The sequence below is a fragment of the Serratia sp. 22264 genome, from assembly GCF_052045345.1.
Classification (GTDB): Bacteria; Pseudomonadota; Gammaproteobacteria; order Enterobacterales; family Enterobacteriaceae; genus Serratia; species Serratia plymuthica.
The window spans coordinates 158,172-171,954 of sequence record NZ_JBQEOY010000006.1; the positions used below are offsets into that span (position 1 = coordinate 158,172).

General features: G+C 56.8%; 14 protein-coding genes. 3 read left to right on the forward strand and 11 right to left on the reverse strand.

Annotated elements, in window-relative coordinates; genetic code table 11:
* Positions 1 to 80 precede the first annotated feature (80 nt).
* From ACTJJ1_RS19520 to ACTJJ1_RS19530, 3 genes are read left to right on the forward strand one after another with little or no spacing between them, the layout of a single operon-like run.
* Entirely contained in the window at positions 81 to 1,163 is a 1,083-nt protein-coding gene (locus tag ACTJJ1_RS19520) for a LacI family DNA-binding transcriptional regulator (RefSeq protein WP_004952051.1), read from the forward strand.
* 60 nt (positions 1,164 to 1,223) lie between these two features.
* Positions 1,224 to 2,249, forward strand: a complete 1,026-nt coding sequence (locus ACTJJ1_RS19525; RefSeq protein WP_004952054.1) for a M4 family metallopeptidase — start codon at positions 1,224 to 1,226, stop codon at positions 2,247 to 2,249.
* Complete coding sequence (locus ACTJJ1_RS19530) at positions 2,249 to 2,590, forward strand: protealysin inhibitor emfourin (protein WP_440834938.1); 342 nt, start codon at positions 2,249 to 2,251, stop codon at positions 2,588 to 2,590. The genes ACTJJ1_RS19525 and ACTJJ1_RS19530 overlap by 1 nt, the downstream gene beginning before the upstream one ends.
* A gap of 4 nt (positions 2,591 to 2,594) precedes the next feature.
* Here ACTJJ1_RS19530 and ACTJJ1_RS19535 read toward each other — a convergent pair whose 3' ends face one another.
* From ACTJJ1_RS19535 to ndk, 11 genes are all read right to left on the reverse strand, one after another.
* Complete coding sequence (locus ACTJJ1_RS19535; protein ID WP_004952057.1) at positions 2,595 to 2,816, reverse strand: zinc ribbon domain-containing protein; 222 nt, start codon at positions 2,814 to 2,816, stop codon at positions 2,595 to 2,597.
* 19 nt (positions 2,817 to 2,835) lie between these two features.
* Entirely contained in the window at positions 2,836 to 3,792 is a 957-nt protein-coding gene (locus tag ACTJJ1_RS19540; protein WP_004952059.1) for an AEC family transporter, read from the reverse strand.
* A 97-nt stretch (positions 3,793 to 3,889) separates the two neighbouring features.
* On the reverse strand, positions 3,890 to 5,371 hold the full coding sequence (gene der, locus ACTJJ1_RS19545; protein ID WP_004952062.1) for a ribosome biogenesis GTPase Der: 1,482 nt from the start codon (positions 5,369 to 5,371) through the stop codon (positions 3,890 to 3,892).
* Positions 5,372 to 5,504: 133 nt separating this feature from the next.
* A complete protein-coding gene (gene bamB, locus ACTJJ1_RS19550) occupies positions 5,505 to 6,686 on the reverse strand; it encodes an outer membrane protein assembly factor BamB (RefSeq protein ID WP_004952064.1) in 1,182 nt (393 codons plus the stop codon).
* Between the two features lie 11 nt (positions 6,687 to 6,697).
* Complete coding sequence (locus ACTJJ1_RS19555; protein WP_006327307.1) at positions 6,698 to 7,318, reverse strand: YfgM family protein; 621 nt, start codon at positions 7,316 to 7,318, stop codon at positions 6,698 to 6,700.
* Positions 7,319 to 7,331: 13 nt separating this feature from the next.
* Entirely contained in the window at positions 7,332 to 8,606 is a 1,275-nt protein-coding gene (gene hisS, locus ACTJJ1_RS19560) for a histidine--tRNA ligase (protein WP_004952068.1), read from the reverse strand.
* A gap of 139 nt (positions 8,607 to 8,745) precedes the next feature.
* The gene (gene ispG, locus ACTJJ1_RS19565) at positions 8,746 to 9,867 is read right to left on the reverse strand and encodes a flavodoxin-dependent (E)-4-hydroxy-3-methylbut-2-enyl-diphosphate synthase (RefSeq protein ID WP_004952070.1); all 1,122 of its coding nucleotides are present in this window, start codon (positions 9,865 to 9,867) and stop codon (positions 8,746 to 8,748) included.
* A 46-nt stretch (positions 9,868 to 9,913) separates the two neighbouring features.
* Positions 9,914 to 10,897, reverse strand: coding sequence for a cytoskeleton protein RodZ (gene rodZ / locus ACTJJ1_RS19570; RefSeq protein ID WP_440834942.1), 984 nt, complete (start codon positions 10,895 to 10,897; stop codon positions 9,914 to 9,916).
* Complete coding sequence (gene pilW / locus ACTJJ1_RS19575) at positions 10,887 to 11,633, reverse strand: type IV pilus biogenesis/stability protein PilW (RefSeq protein ID WP_006327320.1); 747 nt, start codon at positions 11,631 to 11,633, stop codon at positions 10,887 to 10,889. The genes rodZ and pilW overlap by 11 nt, the downstream gene beginning before the upstream one ends.
* Before the next feature lie 88 nt (positions 11,634 to 11,721).
* Entirely contained in the window at positions 11,722 to 12,918 is a 1,197-nt protein-coding gene (locus tag ACTJJ1_RS19580; protein WP_004952075.1) for a bifunctional tRNA (adenosine(37)-C2)-methyltransferase TrmG/ribosomal RNA large subunit methyltransferase RlmN, read from the reverse strand.
* Between the two features lie 279 nt (positions 12,919 to 13,197).
* Positions 13,198 to 13,623, reverse strand: a complete 426-nt coding sequence (gene ndk / locus ACTJJ1_RS19585; RefSeq protein WP_004952077.1) for a nucleoside-diphosphate kinase — start codon at positions 13,621 to 13,623, stop codon at positions 13,198 to 13,200.
* Between the last annotated feature and the right edge of the window lie 160 nt (positions 13,624 to 13,783).

Below are 13,783 nucleotides of genomic sequence, written 5' to 3' on the forward strand. Positions count from 1 at the left end.
AATGGCGTTCCAAGCCAGACAGTACGCTGAAAAAAAGCGGTGAAAATATTTTCACCGGCAAATTTGAAGGAGATCACAGAATGAACGGAAAGCTGAAAATACAGGAAATCGCCCGCCAAACAGGGCTGTCGATCAGCACCGTTTCACGCGTACTCGCGGGCAAGTCCAACACCAGCGCCGAGGCGCGCCACAAAGTATTGGCCTGCGCCCAACAGAACGGCATCTTGCAAGGCCTGTCCAACGGCCGGCTGATGCTGAACAACGTCATGGTGTTTGCCCCGCAGCGCGCCTTCGACGTGCGCACCGACATCTTTTATCACAAGGTGATCCAGGGGATCACCGCCGCGCTGGCGGAGCATGAGGTGCGCATCCGCTATTGCGGGCTCGAAGAGCAACACAGCGACGGCGCGCTGTTCCTGGAAAAAATGAGCGATCCACAGACCGAGGCGGCGCTGATTATCGGCATCGACGACGAGCACATTCACCAGTTGGCCGCCGATCTGCACAAGCCCTGCGTGCTGATCAACTGCACCGATCGCCAGATGCGGCTGGACAGCGTCTCCCCCGATCATCAATTGATCGGCGAGTTCTCCGCCAATTATCTGATCCAACAGGGCCACAGCCATATTCTGAACCTGCAATGCCTGCGCCGACACACCATGGAGCTGCGGCTGGCGGGTATCAGGCAGGCCTATGCGCAGCACAACATCGCCTTTGACGAAGGCCGCCATCTGGTTACCACCTCCGGCTTCGGCAGCGAAGAAGCCGAGCAGGCGTTGACCACCTTTATCAATCAGGTCGGCCAGCGTTCGCAACTACCGACGGCTATTCTCGCCGGGGGCGACTATATGGCGGTCGGTGCGGTCAAGGCATTGAACAAACTGGGGCTGAACGTACCGACGGATATCTCGGTCATGAGCACCGACGGTTTCAATCTGGCGGAAATTCATGATGTGCCGCTCACCTCGGTGCATGTGCCGCGAGACGAACTGGGGCATGAGGCGATCCAACTGTTGCAGCGCCGGATGCTGCGCGCCGATGCGCCGCCGTGCAACCTGCTGCTGCACGGAAAACTGGCGGTACGCGCCTCGGTCAAGCGCATCAGCCCGCACAAGACCAGCCCGGCGGTCAGTACCCACGATCATCGTCTTTACGATGTCTGAACTACACTTAGTGGTGGAATATTGACTTATTGAGGGTAATTTTGCCTAAGGAGAGCCACCATGCCGACCCTGACCGCACGTTCAGTCATCCCCCCTTATATGCTTCGCAGGATTATTGAACACGGCAGCGTACCGCAGCGCGACTGCGCATTGCACACCCTGAACCACGTCCAAAGCCTGCTCGGCAACAAGCCGCTGCGTGCGCCCGGCGCGCAAACCGCCAGCGGCGGCGAAGTCATCCGCGATATCTACGACGCTCAAAACGGCACTCAGCTTCCCGGCAAGCAAGTGCGCAACGAGGGCCAGGCCAGCAACCATGACGTGGCGGTGGACGAAGCCTATGACTATCTCGGCGTAACCTACGATTTCTTCTGGCAGGCGTTTGAGCGCAACTCGCTGGACAACAAAGGCCTGCCGCTGACCGGCAGCGTCCACTACGGCCACGAGTATCAGAATGCCTTCTGGAATGGCCAGCAGATGGTATTCGGCGACGGTGACGGCGAGATCTTCAACCGTTTTACCATCGCTATCGATGTCGTCGGCCATGAACTGGCGCACGGCGTAACCGAAAGCGAAGCCGGGCTGATTTACTTCCAACAGGCCGGCGCGCTGAATGAGTCTATGTCTGACGTCTTCGGTTCCTTGGTCAAGCAGTTCCACCTTAGGCAAACCGCCGATAAGGCCGACTGGTTGATAGGTGCGGGCCTGCTGGCCAAGGGCATCAACGGCAAGGGCCTGCGCTCGATGTCTGCGCCCGGCACCGCCTACGACGATCCGCTACTGGGTAAAGATCCGCAGCCGGCCGACATGAAGGATTACATTCAGACCAAAGAGGACAACGGCGGCGTGCACCTCAACTCAGGCATCCCCAACCGTGCCTTCTATCTGGCGGCCACCGCACTCGGCGGCTTCGCCTGGGAGAAAGCCGGCTACGTCTGGTATGACACGTTGTGCGACAAAGCGCTGCCGCAGGATGCCGACTTCGCCACCTTCGCCCGTACTACGGTAAAACATGCACAGCAACGTTTTGATCGCACCGTGGCGGACAAAGTGCAGCAAGCCTGGCATCAGGTGGGGGTGGAATAATGAAACCCTTGCCGTCGCTCAATCAGGACACGGTCATTGAGCTGGCGCGTGAAGGCGGCTTCGCCTTTATTCCCAAACTGGCAGGCCAGCGGCGCATTGCGCTGGCCGATATTACGCCGGAGCAACGCCAACGCCTGAGCCAGTTATTGAATCAAACGCTGCCCTACGCGCAGGAAGAGGGAAAACCGGGTTCCCCCGGCTGCGGCGACCAGCGCTACTTTCGCGTGCAAATCAGCTATTACAGCCAGAATCTGTGCAGCGAAATCGTCTTGCTGATCCCGGAAACCAGCGCGCCGCAGGCGCTGGTGGACTTGTGGAAAACCGGTCAGGTGGATAAGTGAACGCTTACAACGGCTGATAATCAAATAGCACGCGCTTTTTGGATACCAGCCCGTGGCCGTTCTGACACAGGTAATCCACCGCGCCGCAGGCCTTCAGCTCCTGCAACGGTTGCCCGCAGTCCGGGCAATGGGCCAATTGCCGATAATCGCGTTCGCAGGCGGCGCAATGGTAGTGACCATTCACCCACTCCATCGTTTGATCGCATTGCGGACAGTGCGCTTCCATACTTACTCCTGAACCTGAATTAGATGACGCCCCACGAGCGCAAGAAGTAGATCCCCAGCGCGGTGGTAAAAAACGAACCGACGGTGGTGATGGCAATAATATTCGCCGCCAGCGTGGCGTTGCCGCCCATGGCGCGCGTCATGACATAGCTGCCCGAGGCGGTCGGCGTGGCTGAGAACAGGAAGATAATCCCCAGCGCCGCACCGTGAAAGCCCCACAGCCAGCCGCCCAGCGTCATCAATACGGGCACCAGAAACAGCTTGGCCGAAGATGACAACGCGGCAACGTTGGACGAACGGAACATGGCGCGCAGATCCAGGCTTGCGCCGGTGCACAGCAACGCCAGCGGCAGCGACAACCCGGAGATATAACTGCCGGTCTGCCGGATCACCTGCGGGATTGCCAGGCCGGTTTGCGCGAACAGCAGCCCGCACACCAGGCCGATAATCAGCGGATTGGTGACAATACTGCGCAGCAGCGACAAACGGCTGATCTTCTTGCCATGCCCGCCCTGCAAGCTGCGCGTCAGGGTAATCACCGACAGCACGTTAAACAGGATCACCGTGACCGTCAGGTACAGCGAACCCAGCGCCACCCCTTCGTCGCCATACGCAGTCATGGCGTACGCCAGCCCGACAATGGCGGTATTGGCGCGGAACCCGCCCTGCACGAACACGCCCCGTTCACGCGGCTCCTTAACCAGCCAGACCGCCGCCACCTCCAGCAGCAGGAAAGTGGCGATGGTGCCGATCGCCCCGTAGAGGACCAACGGCAGGTTGCCCAGCAGTTGCGGATGACTGGTGGCGATGCTGAAGAACAGCAGGCAGGGCAGCGCCAGATTGAACACCAACCGGGTGGCGCCATCAATAAAACGATCGTCCATCAGCCGCCAGTGGCGCAACAATACGCCCAACAGCATCATTAACAAATTAGGTACGGTGACGCTGAACGCAAAACTCCAGGTTTCCCAAGACATGGTGTTCCTTCAACTGACGGCGACAATATGCAGATAATAGAACGACTTCGGGGCAATAAAAAAGAGCGCGGTATGGCTACCGCGCTCTTTTTGAAGATTACTTGCTTTTCTTCAGGTGGCTCATCAGGCGTTTACGTTTACGCATCTGGTTCGGCGTCAGCAAGTTGCGTTTGCCGGCGAACGGGTTGTCACCCTCTTTGAACTGGATGCGGATTGGCGTACCCATGACCTTCAGTGAACGACGGAAGTAGTTCATCAGATAGCGTTTGTAAGAGTCGGCCAGATCGCTCACCTGGTTGCCGTGGATCACCACGATCGGTGGGTTGTAACCCCCGGCGTGAGCATATTTCAGCTTCACGCGGCGGCCGCGCACCAACGGCGGCTGGTGGTCTTCGGCAGCCATCTGCATGATTTTGGTCAGCATGGAGGTGTTCACACGACGGGTCGCACACTCGTAGGCTTCCAGCACCGATACGAACAGATTGCCAACGCCGCTGCCATGCAGAGCTGAAATAAAGTGAATGCGGGCGAAATCGACAAAGCCCAGGCGCAGATCGAGCATCTCTTTCACGTGCTCGCGATCTTCTTCGCTCATGCCGTCCCACTTGTTGACCACAATCACCAGTGAGCGCCCACTATTGAGGATAAAGCCGAGCAGCGAGAGATCCTGATCGGAAATGCCTTCACGCGCGTCAACCACCAACAGCACTACGTTGGCGTCTTCAATCGCCTGCAGAGTTTTGATTACCGAGAATTTTTCTACGGTTTCCGTCACCTTGCCGCGTTTGCGCACCCCGGCGGTATCGATCAGCACGTATTCGCGCTCGTCGCGTACCATCGGGATATAGATACTGTCGCGGGTTGTGCCCGGCATGTCGTACACCACCACACGCTCCTCGCCGAGGATACGGTTAGTCAGTGTGGACTTACCTACGTTAGGGCGGCCAACGATCGCCAGCTTGATCGGCAAATCTTGCGGGTTGAAGTCGTCTTCCGGCTCTTCATCCTCCGGGATTTCGTCTTCCTGCTCAGCCCAGTAAGCGGCGTTCGCCTCTTCTTCGGTCAGCTCGACTTCTTCGGGTTTTTCACCGACAAACGGCACCAGCACGTGCTCGATCAGTTGCGCTACGCCACGGCCGTGCGAAGCGGCAATCGCATGCACGTCACCCAGGCCCAGCGAGTAGAAATCGGCGGTGGCCATGTCCGGATCCATGCCGTCGGTTTTGTTGGCGACCAGGAAGGTGGCTTTCTGACGGTTGCGCAGATGCTGGGCAATGCCCTGATCGGCCGGCATCAGGCCGGCACGCGCGTCGACCATGAACAGCACGATGTCCGCTTCTTCAATCGCCAACAGCGACTGGCCGGCCATACGCGTTTCCACGCCGTCTTCGGTACCGTCGATGCCCCCGGTATCGACGATAATAAATTCATTACCCTCAACTTCGGCACGACCATACTTGCGGTCTCGCGTTAGCCCGGGGAAATCCGCCACCAGCGCATCGCGCGTATGTGTTAAACGGTTAAACAAGGTGGATTTACCCACATTCGGGCGCCCAACCAGCGCGACGACAGGTATCATTGTGAAGCCTCATTACTTAATAATCAATGCGTTACTGCACCATGGGTAGACACCAGAAGTGCAGCTTATAAAAATACGAAACGGCCCCTGAACACTCAGGAGCCGTTTGCAAACCGTGCGATGACCGGCAGCGTTAGCGGGTGAAAGCGTAAACTTTTCCGCCTCGGGCCTGAATAACCAGCTTATCGCCAGCCACCATCGGCGCAGACAGGAAGCCGGAGCTATCCACTTCCTGCTGGGCAACAAAACGGCCGTCCGTGGTGTTGATCCAGTGCAGGTAACCTTCGGAATCACCGGTCACCAGATAACCATTATACATCACCGGCGGGGTCAGGTTGCGGTGCAGCAGATCGCTTTGCGTCCACACTGTTACGCCACCTTCGGTGCTCAGCGCTACCACGCGATCGTTCTGATCGATCAGGTAGATGCGGCCCGCATCCACGATGAAGTCGTTCACGGAACCCAGTTCACGTTTCCACATGATCTGGCCGGAACGCAGATCCAACGCCGTCAGGTTGCCATTGTAACCTAATGCGTAGACAACGCCTTCAACAATCACCGGTGTCGTGTCCACATCGTTCAGGCGATCGATCTCGGTCGCGCCGCTCGGCTGGGAAATACGCTGTTGCCAGATCAACTGGCCCTGCTGCATCAGCACTGCGCTGACGCGGCCGTTATCACCGCCGACAATCGCCGCGCCGAAGGCAACGGCCGGAGCAGACTCACCGCGCAGTGACAGCGATGGCATGTCCAGGTTAACCGTCCACTTCACCGCACCATCCGATTCGTTCAGCGCCTGCAGCAAACCGTTGGAGGTATGAATCAGCACCATGCCGTCGCTGATGACCGGGCGAGAAATCGCTTCGCCGGCCACCTTGGTCTGCCACGCCACTTTACCGTCTGCGGTATTCAGCGCGTAAACCACCGCCTTTTCACTGCCGACGTAAACTTTATCGCCCGCGACCGCCAGGCCGCCCGACAGCAATGCCGGCAGGTTGCTGGAGAAGAAGCCGGTTTTCTCGGAAAGATCGACCTTCCACTTTTCGTCACCGCTGTCGGCGTCCAACGCTTTCACGATACCGTGACGGTCGGCAGCATACAGTGTGCTGTCCTGGAAAGCGGGACGCAGGTGAGAATAAAACTCACCGATACCGTCACCTACCGAGGTGCTCCACGCCTTGTTCGGCGTGAACTGATTTTCAACTTTTGGCAGCGGCGACATGGTAACCACGTCTTCTTCACTGTTAAACAGCGAGCAACCACTCAGCAAGGCGACGGAAACCAGTCCGACCAAGAGTGTTTTACGCAATTGCATGGGAATTCCCCTTAGCTGGACAAGTTATTCAATTTCATGCGCAGCAAAACCTGCAGCGCCTGAGAAGCGTTGGACTCAATGCCTTTGCTGTAAGCCTCACGCGCACCTTTGGTGTCGCCTTTGGCCAGCAACGCGTCACCGCGTGCATCTTGCGCCATCGCCGCCCAACCTTCGCCTTTCACGCCATCCAGCGTTTTCAGCGCTTCATCCAGCTTTTTCTCCTGCAACTGGACACGCGCCAGACGCAGGCTAACCATCGCCAACAGGTTATCGTCTTTGGTCTGGCCCTGAGCCAGCACCAGCTGTTGCTCTGCCTTGGCAAAATCATTCTGCTCGACAAAGTGTTTCGCCAACTCCAGCGAGGCCAGTACGCCATAGCTATTGCTGTTGGCCTTGGCAAACGCCTCCGCAGCGGACACGTCGTCCGGCTTACCGGCAGCCAGACGATCGCTGGCTTCCTGGTAGGATTGGGACGCAGCCATCATGTTGGAGTTTTGGTGGTTCTGCCAGAAACGCCAGCCGACCAGGGCACCAATTCCGAGCACCACCCCCACCGCCAGCGCTTTGCCGTTTTCGGCAAAGAACCGACGCACGGCGTCGACTTGTTCGTTTTCAGTGGTATAGACTTCCACGGTGTCCTTCTCCTTAACCTAACATCGTTGCCAGACGCACTGCGACTTCGCTTTGCGCCAGCGTTTCTTGTTCACCACTGCGCAGGTCCTTAACCACCACCTGCTGTGCCGCGACTTCGTTCTCACCGAGGATCAAAGCGACGCGCGCGCCCCATTTGTCCGCACGGGTGATCTGTTTCTTAAAGTTGCCGCCGCCGTAGTTGGTCATTAATTTCAGCTGTGGTGCTGCATCGCGCACGTTTTCTGCCAACTGCATCGCCGCGCTTTGGGCGCCTGCACCGGAGGAGATAACGTACACGTCAATGGTCGCCGGGGCTTTGAAATCCGGATTAACTTCCTGAACCAGCAATACCAGACGCTCCAGGCCCATCGCGAAACCGACCGCCGGCGTCGCACGCCCGCCCAGTTGCTCGACCAAGCCATCGTAACGGCCGCCTGCACACACCGTACCCTGAGCGCCCAGACTGGTGGTCACCCATTCGAATACCGTACGGTTGTAATAGTCCAGACCGCGCACCAGGCGTTCATTGATGGTATATGGGATACCTGCCTGAGACAAAAGTTCACACAGGCCGTCGAAGTGGGCTTTGGATTCTTCATCCAGATACTCGGACAGGCGCGGTGCGTCGTTCAGCAGGGCCTGAACTTCCGGATTTTTGGAGTCCAGTACGCGCAGCGGGTTGCTGTACATGCGGCGTTTGCAATCTTCGTCCAGCGTGTCTTTATGCTGTTCCAGGAACGCCACCAGAGCATCGCGGTAGTTGGCGCGCGCTTCCAGAGAACCGATTGAATTCAGCTCCAGATTCACGTGCTCGGAAATGCCCAGCGCTTTCCACCAGCGGGCGGTCAGCAGGATCAGTTCGGCGTCGATGTCCGGGCCTTGCAGGCCGAACACTTCCACACCCAATTGATTGAACTGGCGATAGCGGCCTTTTTGCGGACGCTCATAGCGGAACATCGGGCCGATGTACCACAGACGCTGTTCCTGATTGTACAGCAGACCATGTTCGATGCCGGCGCGAACGCAGCCAGCCGTCCCTTCCGGACGCAGCGTCAGGCTTTCGCCGTTGCGATCCTCGAAGGTATACATCTCTTTTTCCACGACGTCGGTCACTTCGCCGATCGCGCGTTTGAATAACGGGGTCTGCTCTACAATCGGCAACCGGATTTCGCTGTAACCGTAGCTGCCCAGCACCTGCTTCAGTGTGCCTTCAATACGCTGCCATAATGCCGTATCTTCCGGCAGGTAGTCGTTCATGCCGCGAATGGCTTGAATGTTCTTTGCCACGTGATTTCTCTGTCCGTTGTCTATAAAAATGAACCCGATTATAGGGACTTTGCCGCCCCGTATTCAACGCGGGTGCCGCTTTCTGCCTCCCGGGTTCATAAACAAGCGGGCTAATCAGCCCGCCATGTAGCGATAACGCTTATTTTTCCAGCAGATTGACCGAGATGCGATTGCTTTCATCCATCATCGACGCCTTGGCGCGAATCTTCGCCTCCAGTTGGTCAATCATCTGCTCGTTGTCAAAACGCTCTTTCTGACGCACGCCGTCTTCGTAAAAACCGCTCTTGTTATGGCCACCGGTCACGCCCAGCGTGGAAACCAGCGCTTCGCCCGGCCCGTTGACCACACAACCGATAATCGAGATGTCCATCGGCGTGATGATGTCTTCCAGGCGTTGTTCAAGCGCGTTCACCGTACCTATCACGTCAAACTCCTGACGCGAACAGGTCGGGCAGGCGATGAAGTTAATGCCGCGCGCGCGAATGCGCAGCGATTTCAGAATATCGAAACCGACTTTCACTTCTTCCACCGGATCGGCCGCCAGCGAAATACGCAGGGTATCGCCGATGCCTTCCGACAGCAGCAGCCCCAGGCCAATCGCCGATTTCACCGAACCGCTGCGCATGCCGCCGGCTTCGGTGATGCCCAAATGCAGCGGTTGATCGATACGTGCGGCCAACAGGCGATAAGATTGCACCGCCAGGAATACGTCGGAGGCTTTGACGCTGACCTTGAACTGATCGAAGTTGAGGCGATCGAGGATATCAACATGGCGCATCGCCGATTCAAGCAGCGCTTCCGGCGTAGGTTCGCCGTATTTTTCCTGAATGTCTTTTTCCAGCGAGCCGCCGTTCACCCCAATACGAATCGGGATGTTTTTATCGCGCGCGCAGTCCACGACGGAGCGGATACGCGACTCGTTGCCGATATTGCCCGGATTGATACGCAGGCAATCCACGCCGTATTCGGCAACCTGCAACGCAATGCGGTAATCGAAGTGGATATCGGCGACCAGCGGCACGTTAACCTGCTGCTTGATCAGCTTGAACGCCTCGGCGGCGTCCATGGTGGGAACTGAAACGCGGACGATATCTACGCCCACGCGCTCCAGCGCTTTGATCTGATTAACCGTTGCTTCAACATCGGTGGTACGGGTGTTGGTCATCGACTGCACGGCAATCGGCGCGCCATCACCAATAGGCACCTTGCCGACGTAAATTCGCGTTGATTTTCGACGGTTGATGGGCGCTTGGTTATGCATTACTTACTCTCCATTGTTGCTCTGGCTTCAGACAATGGCCGCGCAATTACTGCGCGGCAACGGTCAGACGAGCAACACGGTTTGATTTAACAAACCGGCTTAAATCCACCGGCTTACCTTGATATTGAATCTGTACTGCGGCCGGTGCGCCAATAGTCAGTTTATACGGCGCGGTGCCTGCCAGGTTCAGCTTGCCGCCGCTCTTTTGGGTGCCGCTGAACAACGTCTTGCCGCTGGCGTCGCTTACCTGCAACCAACAGTCGGAGGAGAAGTTCATCACCAGCGCGTTAGGATCTTCGGCCGGTGCAGCCAGGCCCGCTTCGCCGGTCGGCAGCGGGGCTTGCGCCGTCGGAGCCGCAGCCGTGGTCTCTGGGAGCGGAGCTTGGCTTGGCGAAACCACCGCAGGTTGCTGCGCGGTTTCACTGCCGGTTGCGGCCGGAGCCGGTGCTGCCTGTTGCGCAGGCGCAACGCCGGTATCTACCGGCGTTGAACCATTGTCAGCCAAAGGCGCGCTGTTGTCGGCATTGCTGTCGGTCAACGGCACGGATTGGCCTTCATTGTTTTGCGAAAGCTGGGCGGAAGATTGATCGGCCATGGTGGCGATCTCATCCTGCTGCGCCTTGTGGTTTTGCCACCACCAGGCGCCGGTCAGACCGACTACCACGAAAACAATCAGCCAGGTGAAGCTCATCAGCCAGCCATCGCGTTTTTTGCGACGCTTGCCTAACGAGAAGCTCTGCATGGGCGCGACTTTTGCCACCTTCAGCGGAGCCTGCTTGGCCAACATCGGCAGCAGCTCATCTTCCGGCAAACGCACCAGCTTGGCGTAGGAACGGATATAACCACGCACGAAGGTCGAAGCAAGGTCTGCGGAGAGATTGTCTTCTTCTATGTCGCGCACGGTAGACATTTTGAGGCACAGGCGTTCTGCAACGGCCTGTTGACTCAACCCGAGTTCTTCACGGGCTTGACGCAGACGTTGGCCTGTCGTCATGGATACGGTTTTATCTTGGGAGGCTTCAGTATTCATTAGCTAAGAACTGCTGGTACTGTTTGGATTGTGGAAAACTTCGCGCTAGCTGCTTGCCATAGCGTTGAACGCTATCCTGGCGGCCTGCTAACGCGGCGAAACGAATCTGTAACCATAAGCTGTCGGCACTGGCCGGCAGAACATGTTGATAACTATCCAATAAAAGTTGCGACTGAGCGCGCTTCCCTTCTCCAAATTGCTTTTCTGCCTCCACCAAAAGTGGAGTGCCTTTGTCCGGATCGACCTTCAGGGCGCGCGTTAACAAGGTGCGCGCTTCATCGTTCTGTCCGGCCTTGAGAAAACAGTAACCTGCGTTTTCCAGGCTGTCGGCAACCTGACCATAATCCGGTGCCAGTGCCGCGGCGCTAAACTGCTGTTGTGCCGGTACATACTGCCCTAAACTGCAGAGAAACGCACCGTAATTATTCAGCACGGTGCCATTGTTTGGCGCAAGTTTGAGCGCCTGCTGATAACGTTGTTCAGCCGCGCCATTTTCGCCAATCCGCTGCTCGTAAAGCGCCATGCCCAATTGAGTACGGTAATCCTGTGGGGCAGCGTCCGCCGCTTTTTCCAGATTCTGCCGCGCGGCGTTCAAATCGCCCTGCTTAAGATATTCCAGCCCCAGTTGCAAACGCGTCTGGCCCGCTTCAGGTTGCGCGTCTTTTTCCGGTGACGAACCGGAACAGCCGGCCAGTAAACCGGCCGCCAGCACCATGCCCCACAGATTCAGCTTCATGCCCGCATTCATTTCCTTATCTGATGTCATCTTGGTGTCTATTCACATAACAGACTGTTAGATAACAAAAAAAATCATGCTATAGGATTCAGACCGCACGCACGTTGATAGGTTCCCCGGCCATTTTCTTTTTCAGGGTACGCTTGGTACGGTCGATCACTTCACCTGCCAATTGCCCGCAGGCGGCATCGATATCATCACCACGGGTTTTACGAACAATAGTCGTAAAGCCGTATTCCATCAACACTTTGGAAAAACGATCCACGCGGCTGTTGGAGCTGCGGCCATACGGCGCCCCCGGGAACGGGTTCCATGGGATCAGGTTGATCTTGCATGGCGTGTCTTTCAGAACCTCCGCCAGCTGGTGCGCATCGTCGGTACTGTCGTTGATATGATCCAGCATCACGTACTCGACCGTAACCCGGCCCTGATTGGCGTTGGATTTCTCCAGGTAGCGGCGTACCGCAGCCAGGAAGGTCTCGATATTGTATTTGCGGTTGATCGGCACGATTTCATCGCGGATCTTGTCGTTCGGCGCGTGCAGCGAGATCGCCAGCGCAACGTCAATCATATCGCCCAATTTGTCCAGCGCCGGCACAACGCCGGAAGTAGACAGGGTAACGCGGCGTTTGGACAAGCCGAAGCCGAAGTCGTCCAGCATGATTTCCATCGCCGGCACGACGTTGTTCAGGTTGAGCAGCGGCTCCCCCATGCCCATCATCACCACGTTGGTGATCGGGCGTTCGCCGGTGACTTTCAGTGCGCCGATGATTTTCGCCGCGCGCCACACCTGGCCGATGATTTCCGACACGCGCAGGTTGCGGTTAAAGCCCTGCTGAGCGGTCGAACAGAATTTGCACTCCAGCGCACAACCCACCTGGGATGACACGCACAGGGTCGCGCGATCGCCGTCCGGAATGAACACGGTTTCGACCTGCTGATCGCCTACTGTGATCGCCCATTTAATGGTGCCGTCGGCTGAACGCTGTTCTTCTGCCACTTCCGGCGCGCGAATTTCGGCGACGCTCTGCAGTTTGTTGCGCAGCACCTTGTTGATATCGGTCATCTGCTCAAAATCATCGCAGCAATAGTGGTATATCCACTTCATGACCTGATCGGCACGGAAAGGTTTTTCGCCCATTTTGGCGAAGAACTCACGCATTTGCTGACGGTTCAAATCCAGCAGGTTAATTTTGGCCGCAGCCGGGGTTTCCGCGTTAACGGATTGAGTAGTCAGCGAATTATTTTCAGACACGATGTGCTCGGACGTGATGGGTTCTAACATGATGATCTCTGGCCTCGTTGTTACACGTTATGGCGCTAAAGAATGGAAAGTAAGTGTGCGTTTAAATCGCACTGAAAAACGCGCCCCTGACAAGACGACTCATCAGGGGCGCGGCATTGTACAAATTTTAGTAGCGGGTTGCCACGACTGAAAGGCATTCAGGGCATTTTTATTGTTTCAGCCGGTGAATGCTCATCGAGCCTCTGCAACCCACAACACAGAATACCTTATGAATTTCAAGTTGCAGCCAACATGCTGCGGCTTGAAAGACAGCCGGTATTAGCGTGGGCAGATTTCGCTTTCGTTGAAGAAGTAAGCGATTTCGCGCTGGGCAGATTCTACTGCGTCAGAACCGTGCACGGCGTTGGCTGTGAAGCTGTCCGCGTAGTCTGCACGCAGGGTGCCTGCCAGTGCGTTGTCCGGGTTGGTTGCGCCCATGATGTCACGGTTGCGCTGTACTGCGTTTTCAGCTTCCAGAACCTGAACCACGATTGGGCCTGAAGTCATGAACTCAACCAGACCGTCGAAGAATGGGCGGCCTTTGTGCTCAGCGTAGAAGCCTTCGGCTTGTTCGCGAGTCAGACGCAGCATTTTGGATGCGATGATTTTGAAACCGGCACGCTCGAAACGAGCGTAGATTGCGCCGATGTCGTTATTGGCTACAGCATTTGGTTTGATAATGGAAAAGGTACGTTCTACGGTCATGATGGCCTCTATATGGCTTCCAAAACTGACCGGTCTGCAATTAAACGCGTGCCGGCCTTCTTAAGTGGCGCAGATTATATGTGCGCCGTTAACGCTTGCCTACGGGAAAATCAACATTTCATTAAAAATTATTATCTTCATTCTTCACTGTGCGCCCTGC